This is a genomic window from Streptomyces sp. NPDC057010 (assembly GCF_042673805.1).
Lineage (GTDB): Bacteria > Actinomycetota > Actinomycetes > Streptomycetales > Streptomycetaceae > Streptomyces.
Genome location: NZ_JBHUSC010000019.1, coordinates 54,028 through 67,395 on the forward strand (window position 1 = coordinate 54,028; position 13,368 = coordinate 67,395).

General features: G+C 70.4%; 14 protein-coding genes. 5 read left to right on the forward strand and 9 right to left on the reverse strand.

All coding sequences use genetic code 11. The annotated features are described in order from the left end of the window. Positions 1 to 54: 54 nt before the first annotated feature. The 5 genes from ACFTXQ_RS18230 (at position 55) to mscL (ending at position 3,102) form a co-directional block, all read left to right on the forward strand. Positions 55 to 369 carry an FmdB family zinc ribbon protein gene (locus tag ACFTXQ_RS18230; RefSeq protein ID WP_382641882.1) on the forward strand — a complete coding sequence of 105 codons (315 nt, stop codon included), beginning with the start codon at positions 55 to 57 and terminating at the stop codon, positions 367 to 369. 74 nt (positions 370 to 443) lie between these two features. Beyond that, a complete protein-coding gene (locus tag ACFTXQ_RS18235; protein WP_382641884.1) occupies positions 444 to 1,277 on the forward strand; it encodes an S-methyl-5'-thioadenosine phosphorylase in 834 nt (277 codons plus the stop codon). 41 nt (positions 1,278 to 1,318) lie between these two features. Then, on the forward strand, positions 1,319 to 1,789 hold the full coding sequence (locus ACFTXQ_RS18240) for a hypothetical protein (RefSeq protein ID WP_382641886.1): 471 nt from the start codon (positions 1,319 to 1,321) through the stop codon (positions 1,787 to 1,789). Between the two features lie 233 nt (positions 1,790 to 2,022). Continuing rightward, the gene (locus tag ACFTXQ_RS18245) at positions 2,023 to 2,481 is read left to right on the forward strand and encodes a hypothetical protein (RefSeq protein ID WP_382641888.1); all 459 of its coding nucleotides are present in this window, start codon (positions 2,023 to 2,025) and stop codon (positions 2,479 to 2,481) included. A 123-nt stretch (positions 2,482 to 2,604) separates the two neighbouring features. After that, positions 2,605 to 3,102: a large conductance mechanosensitive channel protein MscL gene (gene mscL / locus ACFTXQ_RS18250; RefSeq protein WP_382641890.1), complete on the forward strand. Its 498-nt coding sequence runs from the start codon at positions 2,605 to 2,607 to the stop codon at positions 3,100 to 3,102. A gap of 19 nt (positions 3,103 to 3,121) precedes the next feature. On the opposite strand, the gene ACFTXQ_RS18255 is transcribed toward mscL, so the two are convergent. The 9 genes from ACFTXQ_RS18255 to pflB form a co-directional block, all read right to left on the reverse strand. Then, complete coding sequence (locus tag ACFTXQ_RS18255; RefSeq protein WP_382641892.1) at positions 3,122 to 3,322, reverse strand: hypothetical protein; 201 nt, start codon at positions 3,320 to 3,322, stop codon at positions 3,122 to 3,124. 37 nt (positions 3,323 to 3,359) lie between these two features. Next, complete coding sequence (locus ACFTXQ_RS18260) at positions 3,360 to 4,787, reverse strand: NarK family nitrate/nitrite MFS transporter (RefSeq protein ID WP_382641894.1); 1,428 nt, start codon at positions 4,785 to 4,787, stop codon at positions 3,360 to 3,362. Between the two features lie 2 nt (positions 4,788 to 4,789). After that, positions 4,790 to 5,158 carry a hypothetical protein gene (locus ACFTXQ_RS18265; RefSeq protein ID WP_382641896.1) on the reverse strand — a complete coding sequence of 123 codons (369 nt, stop codon included), beginning with the start codon at positions 5,156 to 5,158 and terminating at the stop codon, positions 4,790 to 4,792. Continuing rightward, positions 5,155 to 5,802 (reverse strand): ubiquinol-cytochrome c reductase iron-sulfur subunit, encoded by a 648-nt coding sequence (locus tag ACFTXQ_RS18270; protein ID WP_382641898.1) that lies wholly within the window; start codon positions 5,800 to 5,802, stop codon positions 5,155 to 5,157. Before ACFTXQ_RS18270 ends, ACFTXQ_RS18265 begins: the two co-directional genes overlap by 4 nt. Beyond that, a complete protein-coding gene (locus ACFTXQ_RS18275; protein ID WP_382641900.1) occupies positions 5,799 to 6,398 on the reverse strand; it encodes a 4Fe-4S dicluster domain-containing protein in 600 nt (199 codons plus the stop codon). Before ACFTXQ_RS18275 ends, ACFTXQ_RS18270 begins: the two co-directional genes overlap by 4 nt. Positions 6,399 to 6,404: 6 nt before the next feature. Further along, positions 6,405 to 8,735 (reverse strand): molybdopterin oxidoreductase family protein, encoded by a 2,331-nt coding sequence (locus ACFTXQ_RS18280; RefSeq protein WP_382641902.1) that lies wholly within the window; start codon positions 8,733 to 8,735, stop codon positions 6,405 to 6,407. Further along, positions 8,732 to 9,868, reverse strand: coding sequence for an MFS transporter (locus ACFTXQ_RS18285; RefSeq protein WP_382641904.1), 1,137 nt, complete (start codon positions 9,866 to 9,868; stop codon positions 8,732 to 8,734). The genes ACFTXQ_RS18280 and ACFTXQ_RS18285 overlap by 4 nt, the downstream gene beginning before the upstream one ends. A gap of 75 nt (positions 9,869 to 9,943) precedes the next feature. Beyond that, positions 9,944 to 10,768 carry a pyruvate formate-lyase-activating protein gene (gene pflA, locus ACFTXQ_RS18290; RefSeq protein ID WP_382641906.1) on the reverse strand — a complete coding sequence of 275 codons (825 nt, stop codon included), beginning with the start codon at positions 10,766 to 10,768 and terminating at the stop codon, positions 9,944 to 9,946. A 57-nt stretch (positions 10,769 to 10,825) separates the two neighbouring features. Next, positions 10,826 to 13,105: a formate C-acetyltransferase gene (gene pflB / locus ACFTXQ_RS18295; protein ID WP_382641908.1), complete on the reverse strand. Its 2,280-nt coding sequence runs from the start codon at positions 13,103 to 13,105 to the stop codon at positions 10,826 to 10,828. Positions 13,106 to 13,368 lie beyond the last annotated feature (263 nt).

The window sequence follows — 13,368 nt, forward strand, 5'->3', positions numbered from 1 at the left end:
GTCACCATGGAGCGTCGTTAGCACTCATCGAGTCAGAGTGCCAGGAGGAAATTCGTGCCGACCTACCAGTACCAGTGCACCGAGTGCGGTGAGGGCCTTGAGGCCGTGCAGAAGTTCACCGATGACGCACTGACCGTGTGCCCGAGCTGTGACGGACGCCTGAAGAAGGTGTTCTCCGCGGTCGGCATCGTCTTCAAGGGCTCCGGTTTCTACCGGAACGACAGCCGTGGCGCTTCGTCGAGCAGCACGCCCGCCTCGAAGCCGGCCTCGACCTCGTCGTCCTCGTCCACGACGTCCACCGCCGCCCCTGCCGCCTCGTCCTCCTCGACGTCGTCGAGCGCGGGCAGCAGCTCCACGTCGGCCGCCTGACCGCTCCTTCCCGAGGCCCCGCCCGCCCTGACCGGGCAGCGGGGCCTTTGGCATGCCCGGTTAGGGTGGGCGGCATGGTGAACGCAGAGATCGGTGTCATCGGCGGCTCGGGCTTCTACTCCTTCCTGGAGGACGTCTCCGAGATCCAGGTGGAGACCCCGTACGGTCCCCCGAGCGACTCCCTGTACATAGGTGACCTGGCCGGCCGCCAGGTGGCCTTCCTGCCGCGGCACGGGCGCAGCCACACCGTCCCGCCGCACAAGATCAACTACCGGGCCAACCTGTGGGCGCTGCGCTCGGTCGGCGTCCGCCAGGTGCTGGGCCCGTGCGCGGTCGGCGGCCTGCGGGCCGAGTACGGGCCGGGCACGCTGCTCGTTCCCGACCAGCTGGTCGACCGTACGAAGTCCCGCGCGCAGACCTACTTCGACGGGGAGCCGCTGCCGGACGGCTCGGTCCCGAACGTCGTGCACACCACCTTCGCGGACCCGTACTGCCCGGTGGGGCGGTCCGTGGCGCTGGCCGCGGCGCGGGGGCGGGACTGGGAGCCGGTGGACGGCGGCACCATGGTCGTCATCGAGGGGCCGCGGTTCTCGACGCGCGCCGAATCGCGGTGGCACGCGGCGGCGGGCTGGTCGGTGGTCGGCATGACGGGTCACCCGGAGGCGGTCCTCGCGCGGGAGCTCGGGCTCTGCTACACGTCGATGGCGCTGGTCACGGACCTGGACGCGGGCGCCGAGACGGGCGACGGCGTGTCCCACACGGAGGTCCTGAAGGTGTTCGGCGAGAACGTCGGCCGGCTGCGCGAGGTGCTCTTCGACGCGGTGGCCGCCCTTCCGGCGACCGAATCCCGCGACTGCCTGTGCACGCACGCGCACGACGGCTGGGACCTGGGCATCGAACTGCCGTAGCCGGTGTGGCCGTTGTCGGTGGCACCCCCTAGCCTGCGGCCATGGGAAATCTCGGGGGTATGGCCGTGGCACGCTCCACGGTGGCGGAGCTGCGGGAGTTCGGCGCGGAGGTCCGCTTCGAGGTCGACGGTGATGCGGAACTGGGCGGGGGCTGGGCCGCGTTGTACTGCGCGGACCGGCCGAACCGCGGTGCCGCCCACCTCGCCCGGCGGACCGGGGCACCGGTGTTCACGGTGTCGTATCTCGACAGCGATGTCGGCTTCGTCGAGGCCGTCACCCCGGCCGGGGCGGGCTGGAAGGCCCTGCTGAACCGGGACACGGCCGTGGGCTACGAGATCCCGCTCGACCGGTACCCGGTCGAGCCGGCCCTGGCCGGGGCCCTCGCGTGGGCGGCCGCCGCCGGGCTGACCGCCGACGCCCAGGAGGTCCGGGCCGCCCTCACCGGCTCCGAGCCCTTCGCGGAGGACCTCGCCGACCGGCTGCTGACGGCCCTCGGGCTGCCTTCGGCCTGACCGGTCAGGGCTGCGGGTCCAGGCCGCCCGGTAACTCCTGGGGGTGACGGGGTTGTCCACAGGGCGGCGGGTGTCCACAGGGCTGAGCGGGATTCCGCGGGAGGCCGGATCGTGAGAGGTGTCCGGGCGCTGGGTCCGGGCATCGCGACTCACCCGGTTTGGTGGTGGACCCCATGTCCCGTACGTCCGCGTCCCCTTCGGCGCTCTCCTCTACGTGTCCTCCTGCGCGCCACGTGCCCTCCTTTCCCCCGCTGCGCGTCGGGCGGGGCGGGGGCCGGCTGCGCAGGGCCCTGAGGCGCAGGCGGCGGGCCGCCTCGGCCGGGCTGGCCGTCGTGGCGGCGGCACTGGCCGTGAGCGGGACGGAGGCGCAGGCCTCGCGGGGCGCCGCGCCGCCGGAGGTGAAACCGCCACCGCCGCCCGCGGTGGTGCGGATGGTGTCGGCGCCGGTGCGCATCGCGGACGCGGCGACCGTGCGGCTGCTGCGGCCCGGGGACCGGGTCGACGTGGTGGCGGCGGAGCGGGACGGGCCGCCGGAGGTGGTGGCCGCGGGGGCCCGGGTGGCCGAAGTACCCGCCCCGGAGCAGGGTGTGGGCGACGGTGGGGCGCTGGTGGTCCTGTCCGTGCCCCGGGACACGGCACGGGCTCTCGTGGGAGCGGGCGTGACGACCCGACTGGCGGTGACGTTGTGTTGATTCGTACGCACGCGCAGTCAAGTCCCCTCGGGATGGGCGTCGATTGGACACGCCGGGCCCGGACTGCCGTAGCTTTCGGAACCGTTGGCTCCGTGTTCTGCACTTGCGAAGAAAGGCTCAGTGGTGAGCGAGAAGAAGAAGGAGAGCGTCCTGGCGGGCTTCAAGGCCTTCCTGATGCGCGGCAACGTGGTCGACCTCGCGGTCGCCGTCGTCATCGGCGCCGCGTTCACGAACATCGTGAACTCGATCGTCAAGGGCATCATCAGCCCGGTGATCGGCGCCATCGGCACGAAGAACCTGGACGTCTACAAGACCTGCATCAAGGAGCCCTGCGGGACCGGCACCGACGGCCAGCCGACGGGCGTGGAGATCCTCTGGGGCTCGGTCCTGAACGCGACGCTGACCTTCCTGATCACCGCCGCCGTCGTGTACTTCCTCATGGTGCTGCCGATGGCGAAGTACCTCGCCAAGGTGGAGCAGCGCCGCAAGGCCCGGGAAGGTGTCCAGGAGACCATGGAGATCACCGAGCTGGAGGTGCTCAAGGAGATCCGCGACAACCTGGTCGCCCAGCGCACCAGCGGCGAGGGGGTCGGGCGGCACGCGGGCAGCGGACCGGCCTGACCCGGCTCGCCCGCCGGGCTCAGATGTGGTGCGGGGGCTTCTCGTCGAGGAAGCGGGCCAGGTCGGCCGCGCTTCCCCCGGCGGGAGGCCGCTCGCCCCAGCCGCGGTCGGTGTCGTCCGAGGACTGCTGGTCCAGCGGGTCGTCGAAGACCAGCCGCGGCTTGGACTTGGGCTGGGGCTTCGCGGCAGGCTCGGGCTGCGGGTCGGAGGCGGTGCTCATTCCCCCAGGGTACGGCCGCGGCCGGCACGGGCCCCGCTCAGCTGGGAGCCTCGGCGCCCGGGCGGGCGTAGAACCACCAGCACACGGCCAGACAGGTGGCGTAGAACCCGATGAACATCCACAGGGCACTGGTGACCGCCATGGCCGCGAACATCGCGGGGATGAAGAAGAAGCCGTAGGCGGCGATGGCGGAGGAGAAGCCGGTGACGGCGCCCGCCTCCATCTCGGACTGCTTCAGCGCGGCGGCCTGCGCTTCCGGGCCCAGGCCCCGGGCCTCCCGCATGTGCTGGTCCCGGAAGATCACCGGGATCTGGCGGAAGGTCGAACCGTTGCCGAGGCCGGAGAAGGCGAAGGCCACCAGGAAGCCGATGAAGAAGGACCAGAAGCTGCCCTGGTCGCCCCCGGAGGGCAGCGCGAAGATCACCACGACCAGCGCCCCGGCCATCCCGACGAACGACAGCAGGGTGACCCTCGCGCCGCCGATCCTGTCGGCGAGCCAGCCGCCGGCCCAGCGCATGAGCGCGCCGACGAAGGGGCCGATCCAGGCATAGGTGGTGGCCTGGTAGCCCTGCGCTTCGAAGTTGTTCTTGATCAGCAGGGGCAGGCCCGCGGCGAAGCCGATGAAGGACCCGAAGGTGCCGACGTAGAGCCAGGTCATCAGCCAGTTGTGCTTGCGCTTGAAGATGATCTTCTGCTGGCTGAAGGGGGCCGCGGCCACCTTGAGGTCGTTCATCAGGAACCAGGCGAGCAGCGCCATGATCACCAGCAGCGGCACCCAGAGGAAGGCTCCGTTCTGGAGCCAGATGTCGGTGTTCTCCTTGGCGTCGTGCTGCGGGCCGCCCGCCGGAGCGCCCAGGACGGCCGCGGTGACCACCAGCGGGGCGACCAGCTGGACCACGCTCACGCCGAGGTTGCCGAGCCCGCCGTTGAGCCCGTTGGCACTGCCCTTCTCCCGCTTGGGGAAGAAGAAGCCGATGTTCGCCATCGAGGAGGCGAAGTTCGCGCCGCCGATCCCGCAGACGGCCGCGATCAGCGCCAGCTCCCAGTAGGGGGTGCCGGTGTCCTGGAGCGCGAAGCCCAGCCACAGCATCGGCACGACCAGGATGATCGTGCTGAAGGCGGTGAACTTCCGCTCGCCGAAGATCGGCCCGATGAAGGTGTACAGGATCCGGAAGGTGCCGCCGGTGATGCCGGGGATGGCGGTCAGCCAGAACAGCTGCGACTTGGAGAAGCCGAAGCCGACGTCGTTCAGCTTGACCACGGTGACCGACCAGACCTGCCAGACCACGAAGCCGAGCATCAGCGCGGGGATCGAGATCCAGAGGTTGCGCTGGGCGACCTTGCGTCCGGTGGACCGCCAGAAGCCGTCGTCCTCGGGCCGCCATTCGCCGATGGTGGCGCCGGGCTTGTAGGTCTCCGCCCGGTGCGAGCGCACCGCGGAGCCGCTGTTCGTGCGTACGGACATGGTCACCGGTCCTTCGGGTCGAGGAGCCACAGCGCGATCACGACGAGGAAGGACAGGATCAGGAATCCCGCACCCCACCAGGCCGTGCCGGTGTTGCCCTTCATCCACTCGTTCACGGTCACGGTCAGCGCCCAGAGCTGCCCGATGACCACGGTGAGGGCCAGGGCCAGACGGGCATTGAGCTTCGAGGACCGCTCCGGCTCCTGCTCGGTGCCGGCGCCCGGGCCGGGGCCCGTGTGCCGGATCCGGGGGTCTCCGTAGCCGCTGGTGGAGCGGATCTGCGGATACCGCTCGTGCACCGGCCGGTTCAGCCGGGGCTGGGCGCTCCCCGGGCGGTAGTCGGGGCGCGGGGGCAGGGGTGCGTCGCTCACGTCCGCCCGCCTTCGTTCGCGGCGGCGCGATTCGCTCCGGGGCAGCCCAGCTGGCGGGTCGTCTCGGGGCGGGAATCGCCGAACTGCCGGCACAGGGCGTCCTTGGCCGGCTCTCCCGACCGGGCGGTGGCGATGGCCCAGACACTGCCGTCGGCCTGCTCGGTCAGGAAGACCATGGGGAGGGGGCGGGGTGGCGGTCCCGCGGCCACTTCGCCGGTGCGGACGTCGAAGACGCCCTCGTGGCAGGGGCAGTACAACTCCCCGTCCAGGCCCCGGTCCTGGCGCCAGAGCACGCCGCAGGCCAGGTGGGTGCAGACGGCGGAGTAGCCGACGAGGGTGCCGTCGGCGAGCCGTACGGCGAGGGCGCGGTCCTCGTCGCCGGGGAAGCGGAAGGCCACGGATTCGCCCGGCGCCAGCTGATCGGTGACCTTCTTGGGCCGGGGCAGGGTCTCGCTGTCGCCGTGCCGGTGCAGAATGCCGGCGGCGACGCCGACACCGCCGATGGCCAGGCCGCCGGAGACGGTGGCGACGATCCGCAGGTAGTCGCGGCGGGTGGTGAGGGAGTCGGCGCTGATCCGGTCGCGCAGCTGGTCGGCGGCCTCGTCCTCACCCGGTGCGGGAGGGGGCTGTTCGGTGACGCTCATCGCACGTCGACTCCGTTCACCTCGACGATGGGAAGGCCGCCCGGAACGGGCCACTGCACCTTGTCGGCGGGGACGACCATGGCCACGCCGGTGGAGACGACGACGTCGCCGAAGACGAAGGAGTCGGCGACCTGGACGCCGGGGCGCTCGGCCTGGAGCTCCTCGAGGGTTCCGTAGAAGAGGGCCCCCGTCGGGCAGACGGTGGCGCACATGGGGGCCAGGCCGTAGGCGGTGCGGTCGTAGCAGAGGTTGCACTTCATCTGCAGCTTCGCCTGGAGGTCGATCTTCGGGACGCCGAAGGGGCAGGCGTTGACGCAGTTGGCGCAGCCGATGCAGCGGGTGGTGTCGGCCTGTTGGACCACGCCGTCGGCGGTCACCAGGATCGCGTCGGCGGGGCACACCTCGGCGCAAGGCGCGACGGGGTCCTCGCAGTGCATGCAGACGGTCGGAAGGGAGGCGACGGACATGCCGGGGTCGGTGTAGTCCAGGTGGATCATCGACTTGCCGCGGTGGGAGTCGCATTCGCGGCAGGCGGAGACACAGGCCTGGCAGCCGATGCAGCGACCCGGGTCGATGAAGATCGTGCGGCCCATCATGGCGGGTCAGCTCCTCTCCGCCGTGCCACGGCCCTGCGGGGACGTGGGCGGCAGGGGGTCGGTGCGGGAGACCTGGGTCTCCGGATAGGCCTCGCGGCCCGGGCCCGTGGGCGGCGCGGGGACCTCGTCGATCCGCTCGGCGGCCTCGATCCGGGCGGCGCAGACCTTGTACTCGGGGATCTTGGAGCGGGGGTCGAGGGCATCGATGGTCAGGGCGTTCGCGGCCGTCGGGACGGGCCAGTGGTAGGGGATGAAGACGGTGTCGGGGCGGATCGCCTCGGTGACCAGGGCCGGGAAGACCTCGCTGCCGCGGCGGGTGACGACCCGGACCGGGTCCCCATTGCGGAAGCCGTGCGAGGGGTGGACCTCCACCCAGGGGCGGGGGGTCTGTTCGACGAGGGCGCCCAGGCGGCGGGTCTGGTTGCCGGAGAGGAAGTGGGCGACGGTGCGGCCGGTGGTGAGGGAGAGGGGGTATTCCTCGGTGTAGGCGTCCATGGGCGGATGCCATTCCACGACCTGCATGTGGATCTTCCGGTCGGGGTGGTAGGTCCGGCCGTCCTCGAACAGCCGGGGGGTGCCCGGGTGCTCGGTGGAGGGGCAGGGCCAGGAGATCCCGCCGGTCTCCTCCAGCCGGTCGTAGGTGATGCCGTAGTAGTCGTTGACGGTGCCGGCGGAGGCGACGCGCAGCTCCTCGAACACCTCGCGGGAGCCGGGGAAGTCGAAGTGCTGCCCGGCGCCGAGGCGCTTGGCCAGCTCGCAGATGACCCAGGTGTCGGTGCGCACCCCGGCGGGGGGCTCCTGGGCCTTGTTGTGCTTGACCACCCGGGCCTCGGCGTTGGCCATCACGCCCTCGTCCTCGGCCCAGGTGGTGACGGGGAAGACGACGTGGGCGTTGGCGGCGGTCTCGGAGAGGAAGAAGTCGAACTGGGCGTGGAACTCGGCGGTGTCGTAGCCGCTCTTGGTCACGCCGTAGTTGGGCAGGGAGACGAAGGGGTTGTTGCAGATGCCGATGAGGCCGCGGATCTCCCCGCGCTGCATCTGCCAGACCATCTCCATCATGGAGGTGCCGGCGCCGGGGAGTTCGGACTCCTCGATGCCCCAGATGCGGCAGATCTGGGCCCGGTGCTCCGGGTTGGTGATGGAGCGGCCCCCGGGGAGGAGGTCGGATTTCTGGCCGTGTTCGCGGCCGCCCTGGCCGTTGCCCTGGCCGGTGATCGTCCCGTAGCCGGCACCGGGCTTGCCGATGTTGCCCGTGGCCACGCACAGGTTGATGACGGAGAGGCAGTTCTCGACGCCCTGGGAGTGGTGTTCGATGCCGCGGGCGTGCCAGGCCATGGCCTTGCCGGCGCCGGCGAATGCCCGGGCGACCTGGACGATCTGCTCGGCGGGAACCCCGCAGATCTCGGCGGCGCGGGCGGGCGCGTAGGCGGCGACGGTCTGCTTGACCTCCTCCCAGCCGGTGGTGTGGGCGGCGAGGTAGGCCTCGTCGGTGAGGCCCTCGGCGACGATCACGTGCAGGACGGCGTTGAAGAAGGCCGAGTCGGTGCCGGGCTTGAGGGCGACGTGGATGTCGGCGGTGCGCGCGATGGCCGTCTCGCGCGGGTCGACGACGATCAGTGAGGCGCCCCGGTCCCGGGCGCCCCACAGGTACTGGGTCATGACGGGGAAGCACTCCCCCACGTTCGACCCGGCGATGAGCAGGCAGTCGGTGAGGAGGATGTCGGAGAAGGGGTTGCCGGCGCGGTCGATGCCGAAGGCGAGCTTGTTGGCGCCCGCGGCGCTGACCATGCACAGGCGGCCGTTGTAGTCGACGTGCTTGGTCTTCAGGGCGACCCGGCCGAACTTGCCGACCAGGTAGGTCTTCTCGGAGAACAGGCTGGCGCCGCCGAGCAGCCCGAAGGCGTCGTTCCCGTACCGGCCCTGAATGCGCCGGATCTCGGAGACGGTGAAGTCGAGGGCCTCCTCCCAGGAGGCCTCCTTGAACTCCTCGTCCCGCGAGCGGCGCATCAGCGGGGCGGTCAGCCGGTCGGGGTGGTTGACCTGCTGGTAGGCGTTGATGCCCTTGGGGCACAGCCGCATCCGGTTGATGTCGTGGTTGCGGGGCTCGACGCCGAAGACCTTGCCGCCCTTGTCCACCCGCAGGTACATCCCGCACTGCACGCCGCAGAAGCAGCAGTGGGTGGGGACGAGGGTCTCGCCGTTCTGGTCGGCGTGCCACTGGTCCGCGGGAATGCCGCCCGCGTCGCGGAAGTTGCGGGTGCCGGGCGGGGCGATGGACGGGTCGAGGGGCAGGTGCACGGGCCGGGACGCGGCCTTGGCGGGGTCGGTCGCGGTCACTTGAAGCCCTTCTTGACGTGGGTCAGGTAGGCGTTGCCGCGCAGCACCCGCTTGCAGCGCGGGCAGTATTCGACGAAGGCGTTGAAGTCGAGCTTCAGGTCCTGCATGGTGCCGCGCAGGTTCTCGACGTACGGGGTGGTGTCGATGGGCTCGGCGCAGCGCTTGCAGACGAAGACCTGCTCGTCCTGGCGGGCCGTGTACTTGAAGAGCTGCATGCCGACGGCGGCCGGGCGCTGCACGATGTGGAAGAACTTCCCGAACGGGATGTAGATGAGGGTGAAGACCACCGAGACCATGTGCAGGATCGCGAGGAACTCGTAGCCGCCGCCGTGCAGGAAGATCGACGAGAAGGTGAGCAGCAGCCCGGTCACGGAGATCACGATCAGGCAGATCAGCGGCAGCAGGTCGTAGGCGAAGCGCTGGCCGGTGATGGCGCCGCGGTCCTTCATCCGGCGCCACAGGAAGTACGAGGCGCCGGGGATGACCAGCACCGCGGCGATGTCCAGGCCGTGGAACATCAGCCAGCCCACGATGTTCAGCGAGTTGAAGCCGAGGATCTTGAAGCCCCAGATCCGCATCTCGTAGCCGGGGCCGGAGCCGCTGTCCGAGGTGAAGGTGAACCAGCCCCAGGTGAGCGGGAAGGTGATCGCGGCGGCCAGCAGGCAGCCCCAGAAGATCAGCTGGTGGGCGGCCCAGCGGGAGCGCGAGCGGGCGCCGAGGAACTTCTGGAAGCCGAGGTAGGTGGCGATCATCTTCGGCAGGGCGGTGGGCGCCTTCTTGAAGTTCTCGGCGGAGAAGAAGCTGCCGAAGCCCTTCTTGAACAGGCGGCGGGCGCCGGGCGCGGAGACCCAGACGGTGTACCGGTAGGCCACGCCGAAGGCCAGGAAGACGGTGGCCACGGCATAGGGCAGGAGGGCGGAGTCGAAGTCGCGCAGGAGCCTGCTGCCCAGCACGATCGCGGCGATGAGCAGCAGCGATACGAGGGCGCCGGCCAGGGTGGCCCGGGCGGTGACGGATCTGCGCCTGCCCTGCTCGGGCAGCGGGACCGGCGGGATGTCGGCCGCCTCGGCGGTGGCGCCGGGCGCACCGGAGGGCGGAGGCGGGGCGGCAAGGGCTTCTGATGGCTCGGGCACAGCACCACGCTAGGTGGTTTGTACCGATTCAGCCCGTTATGCCGTACACGGTGTTACGCCGAACGGGTGGGGTCGTCAGACGGCGGTCAGCCCCTGGGCCGCGAAGATCGCCCTGGCCTCCGCCACCTGCTCCGCGGTGGGCGAGGGGGTGTCGTGCAGGGTGAAGTTCATGTCCAGCGCCTGCCACTTCCCCTCCCCCAGCTTGTGGAAGGGCAGGACGTCGACGCGTGAGACGTTGCCGAGGCGGCCGGCGAAGGCGGCGACGCCCTCGATGTTCCCGGGCTCGTCGGTCAGGCCGGGCACGAGCACGAACCGCAGGTGCACCTCCTTGCCGAGGTCCGCGAGGCGCTGGGCGAAGTCCAGGGTGGGCCGCAGCGGGCGGCCGGTGACCTTCTTGTAGGTGTCCCGGTCCCAGGACTTGATGTCGAGCAGGACCAGGTCCACATCGCGCAGGAGCGCGTCGGTGGCCCGTACGCCGAGGAAGCCCGAGGTGTCCAGAGCGGTGTGCAGGCCCAGCTCGTGCTTCATCCGGTGCAGCAGCTCGCCCGCGAAGACGGGCTGGAGCAGCGGCTCCCCGCCGGAGACGGTGGCCCCGCCGCCGGACGCGGCGATGAACCTGCGGTACTTGGCGGCCTCGGCGATCACGTCGTCCGCGGAGGTCCGCTTGCCGGCCCGCATCCTCCACGTGTCGGGGTTGTGGCAGTACAGGCAGGTCAGCGGGCATCCGGAGAGGAACGTGACGAAGCGCGTCCCCGGGCCGTCGACACCGGTGGACAGGTCCCAGGAGTGCACCGAGCCCTCGCTCGGCCGCCGGGTCGCCGCGGCCGCGAGCGTGGTGGCGGCGGCGGGCGCGGCGGGAACGGCGGCGCGGGCGGTGTTCGAGCCGAGAAGGACGGTCATGGCGGGCACCCCTGGGCTGTCTGTTCGAAGGCGGCGAGTCGCGCGGTCTGACGGGCTCTAGAGCGAGCCGTGGAAGGTGCGGTTCAGCACGTCGAGCTGCTGGTCCCGCGTGAGCCGGACGAAGTTCACCGCGTAGCCGCTGACGCGGATGGTCAGCTGCGGGTAGTTCTCCGGGTGCTCCATGGCGTCCATGAGCGTGTCGCGGTTCAGCACGTTCACGTTCATGTGGAAGCCGTCGCTGGCCATGTAGCCGTCGAGCACGCCCGCCAGGTTCCTGATCCGCTCCTCGGGGGTGCGGCCCAGGCCGTCCGGCGTGACGGTGTTGGTCAGCGAGATGCCGTCCTCGGCGTCCTCGTACGGGAGCTTCGCGACCGACAGCGCCGAGGTGATGTAGCCGTGCGTGTCGCGGCCGTTCATCGGGTTGGCGCCCGGGGAGAACGGCTCGCCGGCGCGGCGCCCGTCCGGGGTGTTGCCGGTCTTCTTCCCGTAGACGACGTTCGAGGTGATCGTCAGCACGGACTGGGTGTGTTCGGCACCCCGGTACGTCTCGTGCCGCCGCACCTTCCTCATGAACTCCTCGACCAGCCAGACGGCGATGTCGTCGACGCGGTCGTCGTTGTTGCCGTAGGCCGGGTAGTCGCCCTCGACGACGTAGTCGGTGGCGAGCCCGGTCTCGTCGCGCACCGCGGTGACCTTGGCGTACTTGATGGCGGACAGCGAGTCGGCGGCCACCGACAGGCCGGCGATGCCGCAGGCCATGGTGCGGCGCACGTCGCGGTCGTGCAGCGCCATCTCGATGCGCTCGTAGGCGTAGCGGTCGTGCATGTAGTGGATGACGTTCAGGGCGTGGACGTAGGTCTCGGCGAGCCATTCCATCTGCTCGTCGAACTTCGCCACGACCGTGTCGTAGTCCAGTACCTCGCAGGTCAGGGCGCCGGTCTCGGGGCCCACCTGGGCGCCGGACTTCTCGTCCCGGCCGCCGTTGATCGCGTAGAGGAGGGTCTTGGCGAGGTTCACGCGGGCACCGAAGAACTGCATCTGCCTGCCGACCGGCATCGCCGAGACGCAGCACGCGATGGCGGTGTCGTCGCCGAAGCGCGGGCGCATCAGCTCGTCGGACTCGTACTGCACCGAGGAGGTGTCGATCGAGACGCGGGCGCAGAACTCCTTGAAGCCCTGCGGCAGCCGCGGCGACCAGAAGACCGTCATGTTCGGCTCGGGGGCCGGGCCGAGGTTGTAGAGGGTCTGGAGGTAGCGGAAGGAGGTCCTGGTGACCAGCGGACGGCCGTCCTCGCCCATGCCGGCGATGGACTCGGTGACCCAGGTCGGGTCGCCGGAGAACAACTCGTCGTACTCCGGGGTGCGCAGGAAGCGAACGATGCGCAGCTTGATGATGAAGTCGTCGACCAGCTCCTGCGCCTGCTCCTCCGTCAGGACGCCCGCGTCGATGTCGCGCTGGAGGTAGACGTCGACGAAGGTGGAGGTGCGGCCCAGCGACATGGCCGCGCCGTTCTGCTCCTTCACGGCGGCCAGGTAGGCGAAGTACAGCCACTGGATGGCCTCGCGGCCGGTGGCGGCCGGGCCGGAGATGTCGTAGCCGTAGGAGGCTGCCATGGCCTTGAGCTCGGCGAGCGCGCGGATCTGCTCGGAGAGCTCCTCGCGCAGCCGGATCGTCTCCTCCAGCGAACGCGGGCCGGCGGGGAGGGAGTTGATCTCCTCCTTCTCCTCCTTCTTGAAGGCGATGAGGCGGTCGACGCCGTAGAGGGCCACGCGGCGGTAGTCGCCGATGATGCGGCCGCGGCCGTACGCGTCCGGCAGGCCGGTCACGACGCCGGCCTTGCGGGCGGCGCGGATCTCGGGGGTGTAGGCGTCGAAGACACCGGCGTTGTGGGTCTTGCGGTACTCGGTGAAGACCTTCTCCAGCTCCTCGGAGACCGGGTAGCCGTAGGTCTCCAGCGCGCCGGCGACCATGCGCCAGCCGCCGTACGGCATGATCGCGCGCTTGAGCGGGGCGTCCGTCTGGAGGCCGACGATGAGGTCCTTGTCCCGGTCGATCCAGCCGGGGGCGTGCGCGGTGATCGACGACGGGATGTCGTACGCGACGTCGTAGACGCCCTTCTCGCGCTCCTCCGGGAACTTGTCGGTGATCGCCTTCCAGACGGCGGTGGTGCGTGCGGTGGGGCCGGCGAGGAAGGAGTCGTCGCCTTCGTAGGGCGTGTAGTTCTGCTGGATGAAGTCGCGGACGTCGACGGCGTCGCGCCAGAGCCCGCCCTTGAAGCCCTCCCAGGCTGCGCCGGCCTCGTCGTTCCTCGTGGTCTCCGCAGGGGTGACTGTCATCGCCCACACCTTCTTCCATCGCCTCATTGCTTGTCTCCATTGCACGCCTTTTGATCGATCATTTGGCGCCGCGTTGGTCCCGAGCTGGGGCCCGAAGGTCCTGCGGCCTTCCCCGCCGACACCCTCCACATCCGTCTGACCTGGGCTTTCGGGAAGGCCGAAGGTCCATCGTGAGCTTGTGAATGCATTCACAAGAATCTGTCCGGGGCGGACGTGCGCCAACGCCGGCGGGGCCGGACGGCCCGGGGGCACATCCAGCCCCG

What these genes read in the sequence shown, in the direction of transcription:
- ACFTXQ_RS18270 (WP_382641898.1), bottom strand. Translation starts at nt 5,802, where the DNA reads ATGAGCGTCACCGAACAGCCCCCTCCCGCACCGGGTGAGGACGAGGCC.
- ACFTXQ_RS18260 (WP_382641894.1), bottom strand. Translation starts at nt 4,787, where the DNA reads ATGTCCGTACGCACGAACAGCGGCTCCGCGGTGCGCTCGCACCGGGCG.
- ACFTXQ_RS18235 (WP_382641884.1), top strand. Translation starts at nt 444, where the DNA reads ATGGTGAACGCAGAGATCGGTGTCATCGGCGGCTCGGGCTTCTACTCC.
- pflB (WP_382641908.1), bottom strand. Translation starts at nt 13,105, where the DNA reads ATGACAGTCACCCCTGCGGAGACCACGAGGAACGACGAGGCCGGCGCA.
- ACFTXQ_RS18255 (WP_382641892.1), bottom strand. Translation starts at nt 3,322, where the DNA reads ATGAGCACCGCCTCCGACCCGCAGCCCGAGCCTGCCGCGAAGCCCCAG.
- pflA (WP_382641906.1), bottom strand. Translation starts at nt 10,768, where the DNA reads ATGACCGTCCTTCTCGGCTCGAACACCGCCCGCGCCGCCGTTCCCGCC.
- ACFTXQ_RS18240 (WP_382641886.1), top strand. Translation starts at nt 1,319, where the DNA reads ATGGGAAATCTCGGGGGTATGGCCGTGGCACGCTCCACGGTGGCGGAG.
- ACFTXQ_RS18275 (WP_382641900.1), bottom strand. Translation starts at nt 6,398, where the DNA reads ATGATGGGCCGCACGATCTTCATCGACCCGGGTCGCTGCATCGGCTGC.